This window comes from Endozoicomonas sp. SCSIO W0465 (assembly GCF_023716865.1).
Taxonomy (GTDB): Bacteria; Pseudomonadota; Gammaproteobacteria; order Pseudomonadales; family Endozoicomonadaceae; genus Endozoicomonas.
In genome coordinates this window covers 1,066,574-1,085,634 of record NZ_CP092417.1, presented here as the reverse complement: position 1 = coordinate 1,085,634, position 19,061 = coordinate 1,066,574, and the positions used below count along the sequence as shown (strand labels likewise).

Annotated in this window: 10 protein-coding genes and 2 pseudogenes; 3 read left to right on the top strand and 9 right to left on the bottom strand. The window is 49.1% G+C overall.

Annotated features, from left to right (window positions below):
- Positions 1–16: 16 nt before the first annotated feature.
- On the bottom strand, positions 17–286 hold the full coding sequence (rpsT, locus tag MJO57_RS04625) for a 30S ribosomal protein S20 (RefSeq protein ID WP_252023347.1): 270 nt from the start codon (positions 284–286) through the stop codon (positions 17–19).
- A 382-nt stretch (positions 287–668) separates the two neighbouring features.
- Between rpsT and murJ the strand changes: the two genes are divergently transcribed.
- Positions 669–2,258, top strand: coding sequence for a murein biosynthesis integral membrane protein MurJ (gene murJ / locus MJO57_RS04620; RefSeq protein WP_252023345.1), 1,590 nt, complete (start codon positions 669–671; stop codon positions 2,256–2,258).
- A gap of 100 nt (positions 2,259–2,358) precedes the next feature.
- Here the strand turns inward: murJ and ybaK are convergent, their stop codons facing one another.
- From ybaK to MJO57_RS04605, 3 genes and pseudogenes are all read right to left on the bottom strand, one after another.
- The gene (gene ybaK / locus MJO57_RS04615; protein WP_252023343.1) at positions 2,359–2,826 is read right to left on the bottom strand and encodes a Cys-tRNA(Pro) deacylase; all 468 of its coding nucleotides are present in this window, start codon (positions 2,824–2,826) and stop codon (positions 2,359–2,361) included.
- Positions 2,827–2,882: 56 nt separating this feature from the next.
- Positions 2,883–4,309: pseudogene (locus tag MJO57_RS04610) on the bottom strand (IS4 family transposase).
- Positions 4,310–4,474: 165 nt separating this feature from the next.
- Positions 4,475–7,789: an ankyrin repeat domain-containing protein gene (locus MJO57_RS04605; RefSeq protein WP_252023341.1), complete on the bottom strand. Its 3,315-nt coding sequence runs from the start codon at positions 7,787–7,789 to the stop codon at positions 4,475–4,477.
- A 576-nt stretch (positions 7,790–8,365) separates the two neighbouring features.
- On the opposite strand from MJO57_RS04605, the gene MJO57_RS04600 reads away from it, so the two are divergent.
- A complete protein-coding gene (locus tag MJO57_RS04600) occupies positions 8,366–10,363 on the top strand; it encodes a hypothetical protein (RefSeq protein WP_252023338.1) in 1,998 nt (665 codons plus the stop codon).
- Between the two features lie 347 nt (positions 10,364–10,710).
- On the opposite strand, the gene astB is transcribed toward MJO57_RS04600, so the two are convergent.
- Genes astB through astA form a run of 3 tightly spaced genes read right to left on the bottom strand, consistent with a single transcriptional unit; the run spans position 10,711 to position 14,719 of the window.
- Positions 10,711–12,069 carry an N-succinylarginine dihydrolase gene (astB, locus tag MJO57_RS04595; RefSeq protein ID WP_252023336.1) on the bottom strand — a complete coding sequence of 453 codons (1,359 nt, stop codon included), beginning with the start codon at positions 12,067–12,069 and terminating at the stop codon, positions 10,711–10,713.
- A 42-nt stretch (positions 12,070–12,111) separates the two neighbouring features.
- Positions 12,112–13,617, bottom strand: a complete 1,506-nt coding sequence (astD, locus tag MJO57_RS04590; RefSeq protein WP_252023334.1) for a succinylglutamate-semialdehyde dehydrogenase — start codon at positions 13,615–13,617, stop codon at positions 12,112–12,114.
- 49 nt (positions 13,618–13,666) lie between these two features.
- Complete coding sequence (gene astA, locus MJO57_RS04585; RefSeq protein ID WP_252023332.1) at positions 13,667–14,719, bottom strand: arginine N-succinyltransferase; 1,053 nt, start codon at positions 14,717–14,719, stop codon at positions 13,667–13,669.
- An 80-nt stretch (positions 14,720–14,799) separates the two neighbouring features.
- On the opposite strand from astA, the gene MJO57_RS04580 reads away from it, so the two are divergent.
- On the top strand, positions 14,800–16,155 hold the full coding sequence (locus MJO57_RS04580; protein WP_252023330.1) for a hypothetical protein: 1,356 nt from the start codon (positions 14,800–14,802) through the stop codon (positions 16,153–16,155).
- 4 nt (positions 16,156–16,159) lie between these two features.
- On the opposite strand, the pseudogene MJO57_RS04575 reads toward MJO57_RS04580, so the two are convergent.
- A pseudogene (locus MJO57_RS04575) lies at positions 16,160–17,157 on the bottom strand (NAD-dependent epimerase).
- Between the two features lie 406 nt (positions 17,158–17,563).
- The gene (locus MJO57_RS04570; protein WP_252023328.1) at positions 17,564–18,898 is read right to left on the bottom strand and encodes a UDP-glucose/GDP-mannose dehydrogenase family protein; all 1,335 of its coding nucleotides are present in this window, start codon (positions 18,896–18,898) and stop codon (positions 17,564–17,566) included.
- Positions 18,899–19,061: the final 163 nt, after the last annotated feature.

Here is a 19,061-nt window from a genome sequence, read left to right as displayed (position 1 = left end):
CTGCTCTTCGCTTGCCTCAGGCAGTAGCCAGGGCCTTGATCTGAGCATTCAGGCGGCTCTTATGACGAGCAGCCTTGTTCTTGTGGATGATGCCCTTGTCGGCCATGCGGTCGATCACAGGTACTACTGCTGTGAAGGCAGCTGTAGCGGCTTCAACGTCTTTAGTGTCGATAGCCTTGATCACCTTCTTGATAGAAGTACGAACCATGGAACGCAGGCTGGCGTTGTGCTGACGACGGTTTTCAGCCTGACGGGCGCGCTTGCGGGCAGAAGGAGAGTTAGCCATTTTGGTGCTCCTGGAAAATCAAATTCGTTCGGGTTATCTCAGGGCGGCTTTGGGGCACCCTGCATGGAATAGGTTGTTTGCCGCAGTTACTGGCAATGCCCCGGGTAAGACATTGACCAGCCCATATCCCACTTTGATCTAGCTCAAGGCTTTACCAGCTCAAGGCTATTTAGCCGCCGAACTATGCCGACTTAGACCTGTCTTGTCAATACGACATACTGTCTGCAGGGCTTTAAATCTGCCGGACTGTAGCGTTTTTCGATAGACCGCGAGTAATGCTTTTTATGGGTAAACCCGACGATTTTCAGAATAAATGTGGCAATCGCTATTACCTTGGATATGATGAGGCGTTTATTCTTATGCTTTTTAATTCAATTGCAACATGAGTGATTCCAATAACAGCCCACCATCCAATCCACCATCCAATCAGCCCGAACCGAAAAAATCCGGATTGCTGAGATCCAGTCTGATGGTGGGAATAATGACCATGCTCTCTCGAGTATTGGGTCTGGCCAGGGATGTGGTGGTTGCTGGCTACTTTGGCTCGACAGCGTCAGCTGATGCCTTTTTTGTGGCGTTCAAGATCCCGAACTTTCTCCGCCGTCTGTTTGCCGAAGGGGCGTTTTCTCAGGCCTTTGTACCGGTACTGTCAGAATATCGTTCACAGAGAAGTGCCGGTGAGGTTCGTGAACTGGTAAGTCGCGTCAGCGGAACGCTGGCAGGAACGTTGCTACTGGTCACGGTCGCGGGTATTCTGGCAGCTCCTCTGCTGATCCGGTTGTTTGCACCCGGCTTTATTAATGAGCCGGAAAAGCTGGCGCTTGCCGGTGACATGCTGCGTATTACCTTTCCCTACTTGCTGTTGATTTCCCTGACAGCACTGGCGGGCTCAATCCTGAATACTTATGGCCGATTTGCGGTACCGGCATTTACCCCGGTACTGCTTAACCTGAGCTTGATTGGCTCGACGCTTCTGCTGACGCCTTATTTTGATGAACCCGTCATAGCTCTGGCCTGGGGGGTAGCGATTGCAGGCATCTCCCAGCTGCTGCTGCAAATTCCTTTTCTTTTGCAGATTCACCTTTTGCCCATGCCCAAATGGGGGCCTCAACATGAAGGCAGCCGAAGAATCATGAAGCTTATGGTGCCGGCGCTGTTCGGGGTTTCTGTCAGCCAGATCAATCTGTTGCTGGATACCGTACTGGCCTCTTTCCTGCAGACCGGCAGTGTTTCCTGGCTTTATTACTCCGACCGTTTATCTGAGCTGCCCCTGGGGGTGTTTGGCATTGCCATTGCTACGGTGATTCTGCCCAGCCTCTCTACCAGGCACGCGGAAGCAGATGACAGACATTTCTCCAGAACGCTGGACTGGGCAATTCGTCTGGTATTGCTGATCGGCGTGCCGGCGGCTGTTGCGCTCTTTATTCTGGCAGGGCCATTAATCGCAACCCTGTTTGATTATGGCGAAATGACTGACCATGATGTGTTGATGTCAGCCATGAGCTTGAAAGCCTACTCCCTTGGCTTGATTGCTTTTATGTTGATCAAAGTGTTGGCGCCTGGCTATTTTGCCCGCCAGGACACCAAAACACCGGTAAAAATTGCCATTAAAGCAATGGTCGCCAATATGGTGTTTAACCTGATACTGGTATTACCACTTCAACACGCGGGGTTGGCGCTGGCGACTACGATCTCCGCATTTCTCAACGCAGCATTGCTTTATCGTGGCTTGAAACAATCAGGTATTTACCAGCCTGCAAAAGGGTGGTTGTTTTATTTTGCCCGACTGCTGGCTGCCAACCTGGCCATGGCAGCGACCCTGGTCTGGCTATCCCCGGATATTGAGAAATGGCTGGCCTGGTCACTATGGGAGCGAGTATCCCAGACTGGCCTGCTGGTCCTGTCGGGGATAGTGATTTATATCATTGTACTTTTAGTCGGCGGTGCCAGACTTCAGCATTTTAAGCATTGAAAATGGCTTTCTTGATATCACTGGTAGTTGGCCATTGGAAATCACCCGAATTCGTATCAACCAGGATTTAATTAAAATACTGAAGTCATGCTTTGGCTGATCACCTGGCAATATCTGCCAGACGCCCAGACGTCAGCCTGACCAGGTCCGCAGGGGCAAGCTCAATTTCAAGCCCTCTGCGCCCTGCACTGACAAATACGGTTGCAAACGTCCCAGCACTGCTGTTAACAACCGTAGGCAACCGCTTTTTCTGACCCAATGGACTGATGCCCCCCAGTATATAACCGGTGCTTCGTTCTGCTTCCTGCTGCTCTGCCATTGCAGCCTTTTTGGCGCCACAGACACTGGCCATCGCTTTTAAATCCAGTTTGGCAGCCACTGGTAACACTGCAACGGCCAGCTGCTTACCATCCAGTTTCACCATCAGGGTTTTAAAGACCCGCTGAGGGTTCTGCCCCATTTTTTCAACTGCCTCCTCACCGTAGGACTGGCTGTCAGGGTCATGATGGTATTGGTGAACCTGGTGAGTGGCTTTGGCTTTTTTCAGCGCGTTAATGGCTGGAGTCATGATAGTTCTCAATCAAAGGACACGCTGGGTATACCTCTCCCAATCCTGACTCTTGATCACATCTCTCCAGCGCTGAACTGCCGGGCTATCTGCCAGGTTTTTACCCGATCCTGCAATTTCGCCCAGCCTTCCCATACCACTAACCAGCCGGGCTGCCCTGTATGCTTTGAATCACCCCAACCACCAAGCCGAGCAATCGTTTGAAGCAGCCAAGTGACTGTTGGCGGCTTATCGGGCAACGCTTTTTTTTCATAGGTTAGCCAGAGAACCTGCCATTCATCATCACTGACCACCTCATTCGCGAGTGTTTTTTCACTCCAAAGCTTTCTGTCTTTGTGCTGCCTGTCATTCGGTAACATTAATGCTTCACGGATTTGCATTAGTCTGACAGCGACAAACATTAATATGACCGCAAGTCGTTCAATGTTATCCGGAGATTGCAGACGAAGCCTTTCTATCCTGCTCCCGATTTCCAAGCCTTATGGAACTCTTCTATTCGCCATCGGAGCTCGTAAAATCGAATGATAGAGCGACAGTCTTCGAATGTTTCAATATCTTCAGTTGTCAATAGTACCCAGTGCAAACGGTCTTCGGAGTCATTGCCAATCTCTTCAGCCGACACAATATTCATAGTTACCGGTTCCGGCCTGCCGCCTGGCCTTTGCGGCGCCTGTATTGTCATCTTCTTTCTTTTGACCTGCAGCGTTGCCTTTCGCTTCTTTCTACCTCCTTTTTGAGGAACCACTATCGTATATTTCCCCAACACTTCAGTCTGAGCTAAGGAATCAAATAATAAGAGTTCGCCATCCACCAGGATTCTGTTTTGTGTAGCTCTTACAACAAACCGCTGTCGGTTATCCAGTTTGTAGTGCATATATTCGTATATATCCGCCTCCCGGTCGCAAACACTGATGATGTCAGGCATTTTACCCCCCATCCTTTGTTCTGTGTTTTCAGAGGCTCTTTGCCACTTAAAGCTTTCCTTTCCCTCGTAAGGTAGCTGACGACGTTGGTTCTTTTTCCCCCGCTGAACGTCCTCTCTAACCCATCGTTCTTGATCAATAAGCCCAATGCTTCGCTCTGTATCCGCATCAACCAAGAAGACAGAGTGGACGTGGAATCCTCTGGTTTTAGAGCCTTCAGGACCTCCAAGATCACCAAGCTCGGATCTGACAGCATGTTTATAACCCAGGGTTGTTGTATCTTCGAGAGCCAGAAGTAGGCGAGACTGTCTCGCTATTTTGGCAGTTGCCTGAAAGCCTGCCTCAGCTATTGCTTCAGGCTTTACGGCCTCATTCTCAATCAGCCGGTAAGCTCCAGTTACCAGTGCGGTATAACCTTCGCATGAAGATGACAAAGAATTACCGGTATGAGCTGAAAGCTCGGCAGCAACTTTGACAAGTCGTTTTGTACGTCGAGTATCGCCCAAATCAGCACATCCAAAAGTTAGTTCTGACCATGGTTTAGGAGAAAGTGGAAGCATGACCTGTTTTATCAGTGAGAAATGATAGAACAAGGTAGCTATTTGTGATCAAGAGACAGCTCCCAATCAGAAAGAAGCTCGCTTTTTCTGCCCCATAATTTCTTGCATTTGCCAATTACCCAGCGAATCGGCATTGCTTCCGTTACAGAATCATCACTTGGGTACTTACCGCCTCAGCCAGCGTATTATTCGATGATTAATAGAATTGCTCAAGCGTGGATCATTTTTCAGAAGGTTGATAATCTCGGTTAATCTTTTTCTTCTGGCTTTTGTCAAAGCTGTATCCATATCTTTATTGACCTGGTTCAAATTTGTACGTGGATCATTGATTAGCAGTCTTGCGCACTCTGTATGCTCGAAAATTATGGATGATATTAGCGGTGTATTTTTATAATTACTTGTTATATTGACCATAATGCCCGTGGCGCCCAGTAACGCCTTAACGCACTCTGCGTGGCCTGCAAGAGCAGCACTGTGCAGAGGCGTAAAGCCATATCTATTCTTATCATTAACCTGAACACCCCGGGCGGACAATAACGCCTCAACACATTTTGTGTGGCCTGCATCGGCAGCGCTGTTCAGGGGTGTAAAGCCACCTCTATTCTGCTCATTAACCAGAATGCCGTAGGCGGTCAATAACGCCGTAACGCACTCTGCGTGTCCGTGTCTGGCAGCACAGTTCAGGGGCGTAAAGCCATCGTTAGTCTTCTTATTAACCTGAATGTCGCAGGCGGTCAGTAACGCCCTGATGCACCCTGCGTGGCCAAAAATGGCAGCGTTGTTCAGGGGGGTAATACCATTTTTATTCTTCTCGTTAACCAGAATACCATTGGCTTTCAGTAACGCCTTGACGCACTCCGTGTGGCCGTACCTGGCAGCGAAGTTCAGGGGCGTGTCACCTTGCTTGTTCTTCTCATTGACGATAATGCCGCTGGCGTTAAGTAACGCCTCGACGCACTCCACTTGGCCGTATCTGGCAGCGAAATGCAGTGGCGTATTACCCCCGTTGCCCTTCTCATTGACGTTAATGCCGAAGGCAGTCAACAGCGCCTTGATGCACTCCACGCGGCCTTCACGGGCAGCGCAGGTCAGGGGGGTATTGCCCTTAAGTGTTTTCACATTGACGTCAATGCCTTCGGCGGTCAGTAACGCCTGAACACACTCCACATGGCCGGACCTGGCAGCGCAGTAAAGAGGTGATAAGCCATCATGAGTCTTCCCATTGACGTCAATACCTTCGGCGGTCAGTAACGCCCTGACGCACGCAGCATGGCCGTTTCTGGCAGCGCAGTTCAGGGAGGTCAAGCCATCGCGATTCCTCCCATTAACGTCAATACCTTCGGCGGTCTGTAGCGCCCGGACGCACTCCACGTGGCCGTAACTGGCAGCGCAGTTCAGGGGGGTAAAGCCATCGCCATTCCTCCCATTGACGTCGATGCCTTCGGCGGTCAGTAACGCCCTGACGCACGCTACATGGCCGTTTCTGGCAGCGCTGTTCAGGGGCGCAGTGCCCTTGGGAGTCTTCACATTGACGTCAATACTGTCAGCGGCCAGTAACGCTCTGACGCAAGCTGCGTGGCCATATCTGGCAGCGCTGAACAGGGGCGTCCAGCCGAACCTGTCTTTTTGGTTAACCTCCGGGTTGCCCAATTTCAACAGGTATTCCAACCCGGGCAAATTACCGGAGCAAGCAAAAAGAGCCAGAGGGGTTTCCTGATCATCGTTCAAGAGGTGGGACAATTGGTCACAATGACCGGTTAACAGCAGATTGGACAGGATTTCTGCTTGCTTCCGCTTAAATGCCTGGTTGAATAGCCGCTGACAATCGTTGGGGGTCAGCAATTCTTTTATATCGTCGTGTGAAAAATCAGAGATCTGCCAGCTGGCCAGGTTTTTTACGATCGGCGAAATATCTATTTCTTGTTTTTTAAGCCTCAATAAGACCGGCTTCAGCAGTGGTGTATTGGTCAGCCAGTCCAGTGCGCCCGGAGCAATGGTTGTGTTATCAGAGGCAAAATGATCACATACGCGCTGACACAACGTTTCTTTAAAGGTGTCGTCATGTTTGATCAGCTTATCACAGAGCTGGTTGGAAAGTGCCTTAACCACCATCGCTGATGCTTTACCATGCTGTTCGCTGATGGCGTTTTGCAGGAAAAACGAGGCAATATGCTCGGCCTCATCCGTCTGCTCCATTGCCTGAGTGAGCAGGGCATAAGCAGTAGTCTCAGGCCAGGTTGATAAGTCAATCAACGTTAAATAAGGTAATGTCAGCGTGGTGTGATTATCCGCTTCAAAAGAACACGCCTGCCCGGCGGGCAAGCGCTGGTCATGATGAAATACCCAGAAGAAAAGCTCATTTATTGTCCCGATATGTAATAGCGAATCGACGCCTCCGGGGATAGCGGTGAACACCCGGGCTGATGACTCACCGAAATGGTGGGCCGTCCAGGCCAGTAACTTCTCCCGATACCGGCCAAGGTGATAGTTGCCATTGCTCGTTTCCTCGATCATGGCCCAAAGATCAAGCGACTGTTCTTCTGTTGTTTTCAGTAAATGATTGACCGGTTTAAAGAGTGTGCTTTCAAGAATACCCGTTCTGTCTGAGGTCAGTTCAGCGGGAACAATCGCTTGGCTTTCCCATGCCTGCACCCCCATTTTTTCGAGGGTTTCGCTCAGTTGACCTGACCACTCTGACGAGAGTTTACGCAGGATGGTACAGGCATTGACGGACAGTGGTGCTGCAGAAAGAAACCGCCGGGTCAGGGCATCACTCAGAATGGTCGGTGCCATTGGATCAACGATGGGAGCAAGCCCCAGAGGCTCACAGAAAAGATTGTGAAAGCTGTTAAACCAGTGAATTTCCATGCTGGGCAATGTATTAATCAATCCCTCCCGTTGCTGCTCAAGCAGGAATGACTGAATAAATTGATGAAACAGCTCACTCCTTATCTTGTAGAGTTTCCCACCCAATCCTGCCCGGGAGGCTTCAAGATTCAGAAAACTTTGACTGAAGCGGCTATGAACACCGGCAGGGCAATACTCAATACCGTTCAGGCAGTCATGAAGTACAGAAGCAATATAATCTTTGTTGTCAACGTTTGGATCGTTTTGTTGATCCTTGAGTTGCTGGACTAGCTGATGAATCTGGAAACGCGTCTCACGATACAGGGGCAGCAGGCTGCCTTTGAGATGTTCAGGAGCCGATTTCAGCTTGCCATGAAAAGCGTCTATTGGTTTGTCGTACTGATGATTAACAAAGAGGGATACCCGTTGCTTCATTTCCAGAATATCACTCAGGAAACGGGATTTTATCTCAGGAAAAAAAGCATGGTTTTCCAGTTCCTCATAACGATTAACCTTGGGCAATTCAATATAATCTGATTGATGGCCTGGCGTTTGTGCCGGTGACTCTCCAGTAGTGACAGGCTGCCAAGGTTGAAAAAGTCTTGAGTAGATTCCTGCATTGAAGGGTTGCATGGACTTGTCCTGTATTTATAAATTCTTTTTATTGATTTTTGACTCAAAAATGATGAAAAAGTTCATATAAACCTTACAACCGTCTGGTTAAAAATTCAGAGTTCGCAGGAAATCAATGAAAATTATGTTCTGTCGTCGTCATATTGAAAGAGAAAGGACCTATCACTATATTTTCGAGATAATATTTTCGAGACAATATTTTCGAGACAAGAGTGGATATTGAAGTAACAGTTAGTGAGTTTAAGCTTGTCAATTGTCTTCAGCCTGGTCGAAATATGATAATCGGTAATGAGGTGCCCAGGCATGGTTATAAGCTTGTCTCTAAAAAGAATATTCTTGCTTTTTTATCAAGTACCAAGTGTTTATTTCAAATAATTGTTGTGGTTGGTGAACAAGCGTCAGATTTTTAATTTTCTTCTCTTCTACAATATGGCTTGTCAAAAAATAAGCTTTTCTAACGAGTTGTTTTTGGTTGTTTTTTTGTTGATGTTATAGTTGTTGTAATGATCTGGCTTATGTTCACTAATTTACTAATAAACTTTCATTCAAATCGTTTTTTATTGAAAAGGATTATCTATGCCCCATCCAGGATCCCCATCATCAGGAAATTCAGTTGATTCTTTCGTTCCCCCAGCACACACCGATACCAGAGAAACTGCTGAAACAGGTACAACATCAACCAGGCAGAGTGTTTCTCCTCATCCAGCAGGAAAACACATTCCTGAAAATGGCAGACCTGGCAGAAATAGCGGGCTACCTGAAAATATTCAGACAGCAAATGCCACGGGGAATATGGTTTCTCCCAATAGAATGGGGGGAGCTGAAGGAATCAAGCGCAATTTAAATACGCTTTTGGCAGTTGATCAACCTCTGGAGAAAAGTTTCAAAACCATTGCAGAGATGAAATATATTGATGCAACGGCAACTGCACTGGAAAAAATCAAGGAAGAAATGAGTGACAAATGGGATCTTCCAAATAGCGATCTTATCGCCGCATTTAAAAAAGCGCACAAGACAACCATTAAACAACTGAAAAAAGATGGGACCGGTGATGTTAAAGTCACTTTCAACTCACCCGATGGACAACGCATTCGTTTAATTCCACCTGAGCTGGATGATTTGGATTTATCGGACTTGCAATCATGGATGCAGCGATCTCTTGAGCTAGTTAATACATTGAAATTGGAAAAACAGGCTGTTATCAATTCTGCACTCACCGAACAGACCATTACCGATGGTAATCAAAAATTTAACTCTCTTCTTTCTCAGCTGGCTCAACTCGGCTCATCCGAGGAAGAGATTCAGGGATTTCAGGCCCGCTATGATTCCATACAACACCCAATCATCAGCCTTTATTTTGATGGCAGCAGCCTGCAGTCTTCAGGTAGACCAAGGAACGTTAGTACACCAGAGCCACGTCCTGCCATTGAAATCACCAATGATCCTGAAAAGGAACCGGTGGTTTTTGAAGACGGAGATTCAACTGTTGGGGCAGGACGTTCTCCCTCTATGGAAACTGATCACAAGCAGCAGGTTGAAAAGGCTAAGAAGGCTTACGAGGCGCTCACTATGGGAGGCCGTTATGGCGACCCGGTTAAACCCAGTGAAGAAATGTTTGATGCGAAAGCGAAGCTAATGGCAGAGTTAGAGCAACGGTTACAAGACAAGCCTGAAGATGATGAAGATACAGACTCTGTTATTGCCCCCCCGGAATTTCCTCCGCTAAGCCCAGAATACGCAACTACCACACCCACGCCCCCGCCTGAATGGAGAGATGATGCTCATAGTTCAATGGGGGAATTCCACTCTTTTGGAAGTTCCAGTGATATAACAGGAAGCTCCGAAGGCGGTCTCCATTTAGACAATGATGATAGCCTGTTGCATCCTGTCCAGCCGTTGCCGATGTTACCCATTAAGAATGATGATGGTGTCGGCTTATTCCGTACTTTGCTTGCCTATCGTGACGTAAGAAGCTGGCATAATGCCTCTGAAGATCAAGTACGTGAGAGGATGAAACGCGAGGATATCGCTCAACCGGTAAAACAGGCAATTCTGGAGGGTATTAATTCCTACCTTTTCCAAGATTTCTACAGTGAAGCCCAGCGTTCAGTAGCTCAGAAGTTGAATAAGTGGGAGGATAAGGAGCTTTTAGCCTCGGAAATTTTTGACAGAGCAATGGTGAATGGAACGTTCTCTGGCCAATCATTCAGTCGTCTTCCAGAGGTACTTGGTATCACCAGTTCAAGGCCCGATGATCGTTTCTATACCTTTGAGATGAGACTTTTATCCGTTTTTATTACCGACAATCTACCCAAAGCTTTTAAAGTACCTATATCCAACGGTAATGAACCGGGAGTTCAAAGGCTTGCGGGGGGAGGGTATTTTGGTCTGGTGGCTGGAACTGACGAATGGCAGGATGGTGAGGACCATGTCCCGACTTTATCAAGCCCGCCATCTCCTGAAACAGGCCCATCATCCGGGAGTGCTGTGGCTGATTCTTTCAGGGCAGACAATCAACCACCTGCACCACCGCCCATAGAGGGTTTGGAAGGATTTTTGAATAATCGAAAGTAGTAAACCGATTACCAGTGCAGAAAAGCGCTAATACCCATACAGCCAGCCCTCTCGTTCCCATGCTCTGGAGGTTGTCACAAAACCCTCGTTCCCATGCTCCGCGTGGGAATGCATACGGATCTGGCAGCATGAGAAAGAGCCACTGCCTGGTAGGGTTTTCGGGGGCTCCATGCGAGTATGGTATCTGTGGTGGGATCGGTATGCATTCCCACGCGGAGCGTGGGAACGAGGTGTCCGGAGGGTTTTGCGACAACCTCTCTGCGTGGGAACGAGGTGCTGATAACAACAACCCGTCAATCTCATTGAAACCATGTGCTAGTGACTCTGCAAAAACAGCAGTTGTTCAATTAATGTTGGAATGGATAGATCGAACCCAGATTAAGAATACGGGTCAGTTCATCCAGGGCGGTTCGGGATTCTGTCAGTAAAAGAGGATCTGCGAGGTCTTTTTCAGACAACTGATCACGATAGTGTTTTTTGACCCAGCGGCTGAGCGTTAAAAAACGTTGACTGTCGATCAGACACTGCTGGTTGGTCGCTGCCAGCTCCTGGTCATTTAATACAACCCTTAGTCGCAGGCAGGCCGGTCCGCCGCCGTTATTCATGCTCTGGCGAAGATCAAAAACCTTCAGGTCGGTAATTGGGCAACTTGCATCGTTTAGTATGCTTTGCAGGTAACTCCAGACCGCAGGTTCATGTTCACACTCGGACGGAACAACAATCATTGTCCCGCCATTTTCCAGCGAGAGCAGTTGACTATTGAACAGGTAAGTTCCTACCGCCTGTCCTACTGAAACCTGTTGATCGGCTACTTCAACAATGTGCAAGCCCTGTGGACCACAAGACCTTCTTAATGACTCATAAACAGCGCCCTGGCCGACAAAGGACTGTTCATGGCAGAACAGCAGGTTGCGGTTGCCGACAGCGATAACATCATTATGGAAAACGCCCTGATCGATGACCGCTGGGTTTTGTTGTGCAAATACCACTTTGTCAGGATCAAGCTGATGCAGGCGGGCAACAGCCTGACTGGCTTCAAGGCTCTGGCGGGCAGGGTATTTCTGTGGTGATAAACTGTGCCGACCAAACCCACTTCGCTGGTTAAATGCCTCTTTGCCGTAGACGAAGAATTCAACACCCTGTGCTCCGTATTCATGGCAAAAACGGGTGTGGTTCGCAGCACCTTCATCACCGAAGTACTCGGTGGATGGCAGAGCCTGGTGGTGAACAAAATGGTCAGGGCTGTTAAACGTGGCTTTTAGGATATTTCCCGTGACGTCATGCTCAATGGATCGATGAAATTTATTGATTAAATTGGCGGGAGTGAAATGCACTTTGCCATCAGCACAGTCAGCACTGGGAGAGACCGTCGCTGCATTGGCGGTCCACATACTGGAGGCAGAACAGCAGGCTGCCAGTACGGCAGGCATCTGTTGCGCCGCATCGGAGAGGATTCGTGAGTCACTGCCCGTGAAGCCCAGCCTTCTCAGTGTGGCAATGTCCGGACGCTCCTGGGGGGCTAACACGCCCTGGACAAAACCCAGTTCACTGAGCGCCTTCATTTTCTCCAGCCCCTGGAGAGCCGCTTGTCTTGGGTTGGCCAGATTGCCTGCATGATGGATTGAAGCCTTGTTGCCTTTGGATAACCCTGCATAGTTGTGGGTTGGGCCAACCAGTCCGTCAAAGTTTGCTTCTATTGTTGTCATTATTTACTTCTCATAATCGGTTTAACGCACAGGTGCTCTTTATCAATCAAGTGACAAATCAAGCCCGGGAGCCAGCTCTTTTGGCATACACAGTGAGTCTGACTCAACACTGGCCACCGGGTAGGCGCAGTAATCTGCAGCGAAATAGGCACTGGGGCGGTGGTTGCCACTGTCGCCGGGGCCTCCAAAAGGCGCGGCGCTGCTGGCTCCGGTGATTGGGCGGTTCCAGTTAACGATACCTGCACGTATTCTCTGCAAAAAGTACTGGTACTGCTCTGAGGATTCACTGAACAATCCGGCAGAGAGACCAAAGCGCGTGTTATTGGCTTCGGTAACGGCATCCTCAAAACGATCATAGCGAATAATTTGTAAAAGAGGGCCAAAGTACTCTTCATCAGGACGATCTTTGATATCGGTCACATCCATAATGCCCGGGGATAGTAATCCGGTGTCGGCTTGCAGATGTATTGATGAAAGCAGGCTCTTGCCTCCCAGATTTTGCAGCGTTTCCTGGGCTGCTAATAGCTGTTTGGCAGCGGCTTCAGAGATCAGTGCTCCCATAAAAGGCGCTTGGTGATCATCCCATTGACCTACTTTGATTTTGGCCGCAGCGCCAGTGAGTGCATCAACAAACTGGTCCCCCCAGGAAGTCGCTGGAACCAAAAGGCGTCGGGCACAGGTACAGCGCTGGCCAGCGGTAATGAATGCTGAATGAATCGTGTCGTGTACTGCCGCTTTGATATCTGCCATCTCGGTGATAATCAGCGGATTGTTACCGCCCATTTCCAGCGCCAGGATTTTTCCGGGCTGGCCGCCATACTGCTGGTGGATCATCTTGCCGGTGTTTGAACTGCCGGTGAAAAACAGACCATCAAGCCCCGGGTGTCCAGCCAGTGCGATACCGGTCTCTTTCTCGCCCTGAACCAGATTAACAACACCGTCAGGTATCCCTGCCTGCTGCCAGAGTTTTACTGTGTATTCCGCAACGGCCGGTGTTAACTCACTGGGCTTGAAAACCACCGTATTTCCAGCCAGTAGTGCAGGAACGATATGCCCATTGGGCAGATGGCCCGGAAAGTTATAGGGACCAAAGACCGCAACAACACCGTGCGGTTTATGACGGATGACGGCTTTTCCAACAGGCATGTCATTTTCAACCGTCCCCGTTCGCTCATGGTACGCTTTTATTGAAATGGCAATTTTCCCGGCCATAGCCGCTGCTTCGGTTTTGGCTTCCCAGAGGGGTTTGCCGGTTTCTCTGGCAATGATTTCCGCCAGAGCCTCTTTATTCTGCTCAAGCTGGTTGGCAAAAGCCTTAATGAAAGCTTCTCGCTCCGAATAAGGACGAAAAGCCCAGTGATGGCTGGCTTCCCGGGCGGCGTGTATTGCCTTATCCACTTGCTTTGCAGTTGCACTGGCACCTTGCCAGAGCACATGACCTGTACCCGGATTGTCTGATGAAAAGGGTTGGTCATCAGCTTCAAGCCACTTGCCATTGATAAAGAGACCTTTGCTGGAAAGGCATTGTTGTTCTTTTCTGTCGGACATGGTCTTAATCCTCTCAATTCGTTGATTCAGGATGAGCTTTGGACCAGAACTAGTTGGATAAAGGAACTACCCGCAATAATTGGTCTTCTTCAATGTTAAGCGCTGCAGCCTGCGCATTCGTGATTTTAACGAACTCCAACCCTTCGAAAGAGAGATTGCCCATGATGCAGCGAAAGCCTGCCAGTTCATTATTGGCCATCAGCCAGCGACGCTGATCGGTTGTGTTGCTTTCAGCAATTTTAACCTTGTACTGTCGGGAATCCCTCACTGACCGTACATCCTTGACTCTGGCTTCCAGCAACGGACCCGCATCAAAAATATCAACATAGTCGGTGTAATGAAATCCTTCTGACTCCAGGAGATAGCGGGCAGGTGTTGTACTTTCATGGGTAACCCCGATAACCTCACGGGCATCATCCGGTAGCAGGTTAGTATAGATGGGGTGTCGCGGCATCAGTTCGGCGATAAAGGCTTTATCCACCATCAACTGCCGATCAGCCTCGGTAAAATCCACAGCAAAAAAATGACGGCCCAAACCTTCCCAGAAGGGGGAAACCTCCTGATCATCACAGTAGCCACGCATCTCTGCAATGATGTTCTCATCAAACAGCTCGGGAAAAGCGGACAGAAACAACAGTCGACTCTTGGACAGAAATGCACCGTTTTTCGAGTGACGGTACTCCGGGAGAAGAAAAAGTGTACACAGTTCTGAGAAGCCGGTGTGGTCGTTGCAGAGCATCAAGGTATCGACCATAGTGTAGACATTCAATTGCAGGGAGGCATGCACCTGTTTGTTGACTTTATAGTTATACCACGGTGCATCAAGCCCGACAGCAGACTCTATGCCCGCCGTACCCACCACCTGACCGGTTTCGGTATCTTCCATCACAAACAGATAGAGTTTGTTTTTCTGTTCTGGCTCGGAGGCACTTTCTGCCCCCGATAGCCGGGCAGCCTGCTTGAATGAAGAGAGTGTCCAGGCCAGTTTGTTATCAATCATGGTACGGTTGGGTTGCAGGGAGGTGAATCCGGCACCCGTCTGGTTGGCGATTTGCCAGAGCGCTTCACGATCCTGCTCATGTATGGGACGAATAACAATCATAGTCACACTCTGCCTTTTTAATAATCAGTTAGTTATCGCGATGCAAAGAGACCGGAAAATGGTAACTCAATTTTTATTGATTGAAAGACCATGCAAACAGAAAAAATGGATCTATAGTTAGACGCACATTAAAAAAAGAATATAACGGCTCACACAGCAGTGGAAAGGATAGCGAAAACCGTCTCTCAAAAATACCCATGACTCAACCACCTGCAGCTACTGATCCTCCTTTAGTGATACATCATCCACCTGCACAGGCTGCAGTTCCTGTCAGCACACCTGAAACTTACCTTAAAAAGGAACCCTTCCTGTTTACTGAGGGGTGCAAGACACTGGTCAGCAGAGTCATCTGTGCAGTGGAAACGACCCTGTGGCATGTTATGGATGCATTCAACTGGGCAGGCTATCTGGCGGTTTGGGCCATGGCTGGTGCGACTTTTATGGTTGGTATGATGGCATTACCGTTTATTCTTAAATCTGCTCTGACCGGCATCATTATCATGGCTTGTGAAGCGATCGGGGAAGCCGTGCTGCGCTATTATTCCAGTGATCAGTTCCCAACCGATCGGCTGCCAGTACTGCTGGACAGGCTCCCGCTAGAGAAACTGCCCGTGCTTGGGGACTTTCTGAGCTTTCGGTGGTTGAGGCATCTTCCGTTTCAAGGGGAGCGCTGTGATGAAAATAAATTGACTTACTTTGGTAGTCGAGTGGTGGTTGGTGGGGTTTATGGCAGCTTTCTCGGTTTTTTCTCGTCGTTAATTACGCTGTCGCCCTACAGTATACTGGCCACGGGAGCCGTAGCCGCAGGAATTGCTTTTGGCCTAAGGTGTCTGGGATGCGCCAAAGTAGCTCTGGATTTTTTATTTCTTTCCAATCATGAAATGAATGAAAGCCGTCTCTACCACAAAGATAATTTTGTCAACCGCCCTGTCAGGGACAGGCTGATTGGGAATACAGAGTCTTCGAATTATTTCCCCATGCCACCTCCCGAGAATATCAATGTCGCCTTACAGTTACTGAACATACAGCAGGATAAAGAGGTGGTTACACAGGATGAAATTTATCAGGCGGCGGAAGCGCGTTGCAATGAAAAAGCACAGCAGGGGCTGCCAAAAGCACTCTTTAACCGGGAAGTCAGTCTTATCAAACACGCCCAGGAACAATTATATCGCTTTGTCACCCAGCGGGATTTGCAAGACGCCAAACAGCGGACGTTGCAGACGAAGCTTGTTCAGCTGGCTCAGGAGCAGGAGAGAACAGACCGGGCTTTGCTGGATTTACCGGCCGAGGGTGAGTTGACTTCTGAACAGGTTAAAGCAAACTATCGACGGGCCCTGAATGACTATGCCCGCTACAGGGATAAAGACATCAATGAGATTGACCGGGCCGCATCACGTTTGAACCGTTCAGAAATACACCCTGTTCATTATTCCTAAGGCTTCATTTTTTCCAGTTCATGTACCACCGGGCAAACTTTTCTAACCCTGCTTCAATAGACGTCGATGGTTTAAAACCGACCGTTTCCATCAAATCACTGACATCGGCATAGGTTGCATAAACGTCACCGGGCTGCATTGGTAAATACTGTTTCTCGGCCTGTTTACCAATGGCATTTTCCAGTGCTGTAATAAACGTCATCAGTTCAACAGGCTGGTTATTACCAATATTGTAAACCCGGTAGGGTGCTGAACTGCGGCTTGGGTCAGTGCTGTCAAAATGATCTGACCTGGTCGGAATAACATCCTGAATGCGCACGATGCCTTCCACGATATCATCAATGTAGGTGAAGTCTCTTTTCAGCTTGCCCTCATTAAAGACGGGGATGGCTTCTCCACGGTTGACCATCTGGGTGAACTTGAAGTAAGCCATGTCCGGCCGCCCCCATGGACCGTACACTGTAAAAAAGCGCAGGCCAGTGGTCGGTATGCCATAGAGATGTGAGTAGGTGTGGGACATCAACTCATTGGATTTCTTGGTCGCAGCGTAGAGTGAAACCGGGTGGTCAACCGCATCCGTCGTTGAAAATGGCATTTTGGTATTCATGCCATAAACAGAGCTGGATGAGGCGTAGACAAGGTGTTCTACCTCGTTGTTGCGGCAACCTTCAAGAATGGTGGCATGGCCGACAAGGTTGCTGTCGATATAGGCCATTGGGTTGTCGATGGAGTAACGGACACCTGCCTGAGCAGCCAGATGGATCACCCGGTTGAACTTTTCCTGTTTGAACAGTGCCGCAATACCCTCGCGATCGGCCAGGTCGAGTTCAACAAAACGGAAGTTTTCAGCGGAGCCAGTTCATTGAGGCGGCCGTGTTTGAGGCTGACGTCGTAATAGTCATTGAGATTATCAATTCCAACCACTTCATGTCCCATTTCACAGAGACGTTTGGTGGTAAAGAAGCCAATAAAGCCTGCGGCTCCCGTGACCAGATATTTCATCGTGGTTTACCTGTAAGGTGGGCTTAGGAATTGCCCCGAAATAATTTGCATAGACTCGTTCCCACGGTTCCCCGTGGGAATGCATACCGGACCTCTTTGCAAATTGGAATCCCTCATTAAACTCTCTTGATTCCGGGCAAAAACAGGTTGTTTTATATCCTGCAGGTTCCTGTATGCATTCCCACACAGGATCCAATGGGCCTTAAAAATGGGAACGAGTAGGAATGGACTCGTTCCCACGGTCCCCCGTGGGAATGCATACCGGACCTCTTAGCAAATTGGAATCCCCCATAAACGCTCTTGATTCCGGGCAAAAACAGATTGTTTTATATCCTGCAGGTTCCGGTATGCATTCCCACGCAGAGCATGGGAACGAGGAAAGACGACTTAGTCAGCAAGGCCCACACTAGCGGCCAATAGCGTAGTATGTAAAGCCTTTCTGTCTCATTCGTTCTGGCTCGTACATGTTACGACCATCAAAAATTACAGGCTCTTTCAATAACTCTCTAAGCTGGTCAAAGTCGGGCGCACGGAATTGACGCCACTCGGTGCAGATAACCAAAGCATCAGCGCCTTTAATCGCTGCCTGTGGTGTACCAGACAGTGTCAGGTCATCCCGGAGACCGTAGATGCGTTGTGCCTCTTCCATCGCCTCCGGGTCATAGGCCTGCACGGTTGCTCCTGCCTGCCAGAGTGATTCCATCAGCACACGGCTGGGAGCGTCGCGCATATCATCAGTATTGGGTTTGAATGCCAATCCCCAAAGCGCAATGGTTCTACCTGCCAGCTGCCCATTAAAGTGCGTGCTGAGTTTGGTGAACAGAACATTTTTCTGCTGGGCATTGCGCTCTTCAACGGCTCTCAATATCAGGGGCTCAAAGTCAATGTCCTCTGCGGTTCTTTTCAGTGCCTGAACATCTTTTGGGAAACAGGAGCCACCGTAACCACAGCCAGGGTAGATAAAATGGAAGCCAATACGGGGATCAGAGCCAATGCCCTGACGAACCATCTCAATATCAGCCCCCAGTCGATCAGCCAGGCCTGCCATCTCATTCATAAAGCTGATTTTGGTCGCCAGCATGCAGTTCGCTGCATACTTGGTCAGTTCGGCACTGCGCACATCCATAAAAATCATACGGTCATGGTTGCGGTTGAAAGGGGCGTAAAGCTCTTTCATGGTATCAATCACATGATTGTTTTTAAGATCAGCACTGTCAGTCCCGACCACAATTCGATCCGGTCTCATGCAGTCATTAACGGCTGCCCCTTCTTTCAGGAATTCAGGGTTAGACGCGACGGAAAACTCAAGCTGCACCCCTCGCTTCTGCAGAACTTCTGCCACTTTGGCGGCCACTTTATCGGCGGTGCCTACAGGGACCGTGGACTTGTTCACAATGATTTTCCGGTCCTCCATATGCTCGGCAATGGTGCTGGCCACGGCAAGGACATATTGCAAATCGGCAGAACCGTCTTCATCCGGCGGAGTTCCCACGGCAATAAACTGCAAGGTGCCATGGGCTATGCCCTCGGCGGCATCCGTGGTGAAGCGCAACCGACCAGCCTCACTGTTCTCCTTCACAATAGATTCAAGCCCAGGCTCGTAGATGGGAATGATGCCGCGCTTCAGGTTATCCACCTTGTTTTGATCGATGTCGACACAGACAACATCATGACCCACTTCTGCCAGAACCGCAGCCTGTACCAGACCAACGTAGCCGATACCGAAAACCGTGACTTTCATAGTGAATGGTTACCGTGGAAAATTAAGGGGAGTTATTCTAACTGAAAGCGTATCGGGCGGAAATGTCAGGCTGATAAAGCACCTCGTTTACTGGGTTCCACAAAGCCGATATGATTCGTCTATTTTGCTGGCTGGATCTTCGAGACAGCTTCTTTAAAAGCGA

What these genes read in the sequence shown, in the direction of transcription:
- rpsT (WP_252023347.1), bottom strand. Translation starts at nt 286, where the DNA reads ATGGCTAACTCTCCTTCTGCCCGCAAGCGCGCCCGTCAGGCTGAAAAC.
- murJ (WP_252023345.1), top strand. Translation starts at nt 669, where the DNA reads ATGAGTGATTCCAATAACAGCCCACCATCCAATCCACCATCCAATCAG.
- ybaK (WP_252023343.1), bottom strand. Translation starts at nt 2,826, where the DNA reads ATGACTCCAGCCATTAACGCGCTGAAAAAAGCCAAAGCCACTCACCAG.
- MJO57_RS04605 (WP_252023341.1), bottom strand. Translation starts at nt 7,789, where the DNA reads ATGCAACCCTTCAATGCAGGAATCTACTCAAGACTTTTTCAACCTTGG.
- MJO57_RS04600 (WP_252023338.1), top strand. Translation starts at nt 8,366, where the DNA reads ATGCCCCATCCAGGATCCCCATCATCAGGAAATTCAGTTGATTCTTTC.
- astB (WP_252023336.1), bottom strand. Translation starts at nt 12,069, where the DNA reads ATGACAACAATAGAAGCAAACTTTGACGGACTGGTTGGCCCAACCCAC.
- astD (WP_252023334.1), bottom strand. Translation starts at nt 13,617, where the DNA reads ATGTCCGACAGAAAAGAACAACAATGCCTTTCCAGCAAAGGTCTCTTT.
- astA (WP_252023332.1), bottom strand. Translation starts at nt 14,719, where the DNA reads ATGATTGTTATTCGTCCCATACATGAGCAGGATCGTGAAGCGCTCTGG.
- MJO57_RS04570 (WP_252023328.1), bottom strand. Translation starts at nt 18,898, where the DNA reads ATGAAAGTCACGGTTTTCGGTATCGGCTACGTTGGTCTGGTACAGGCT.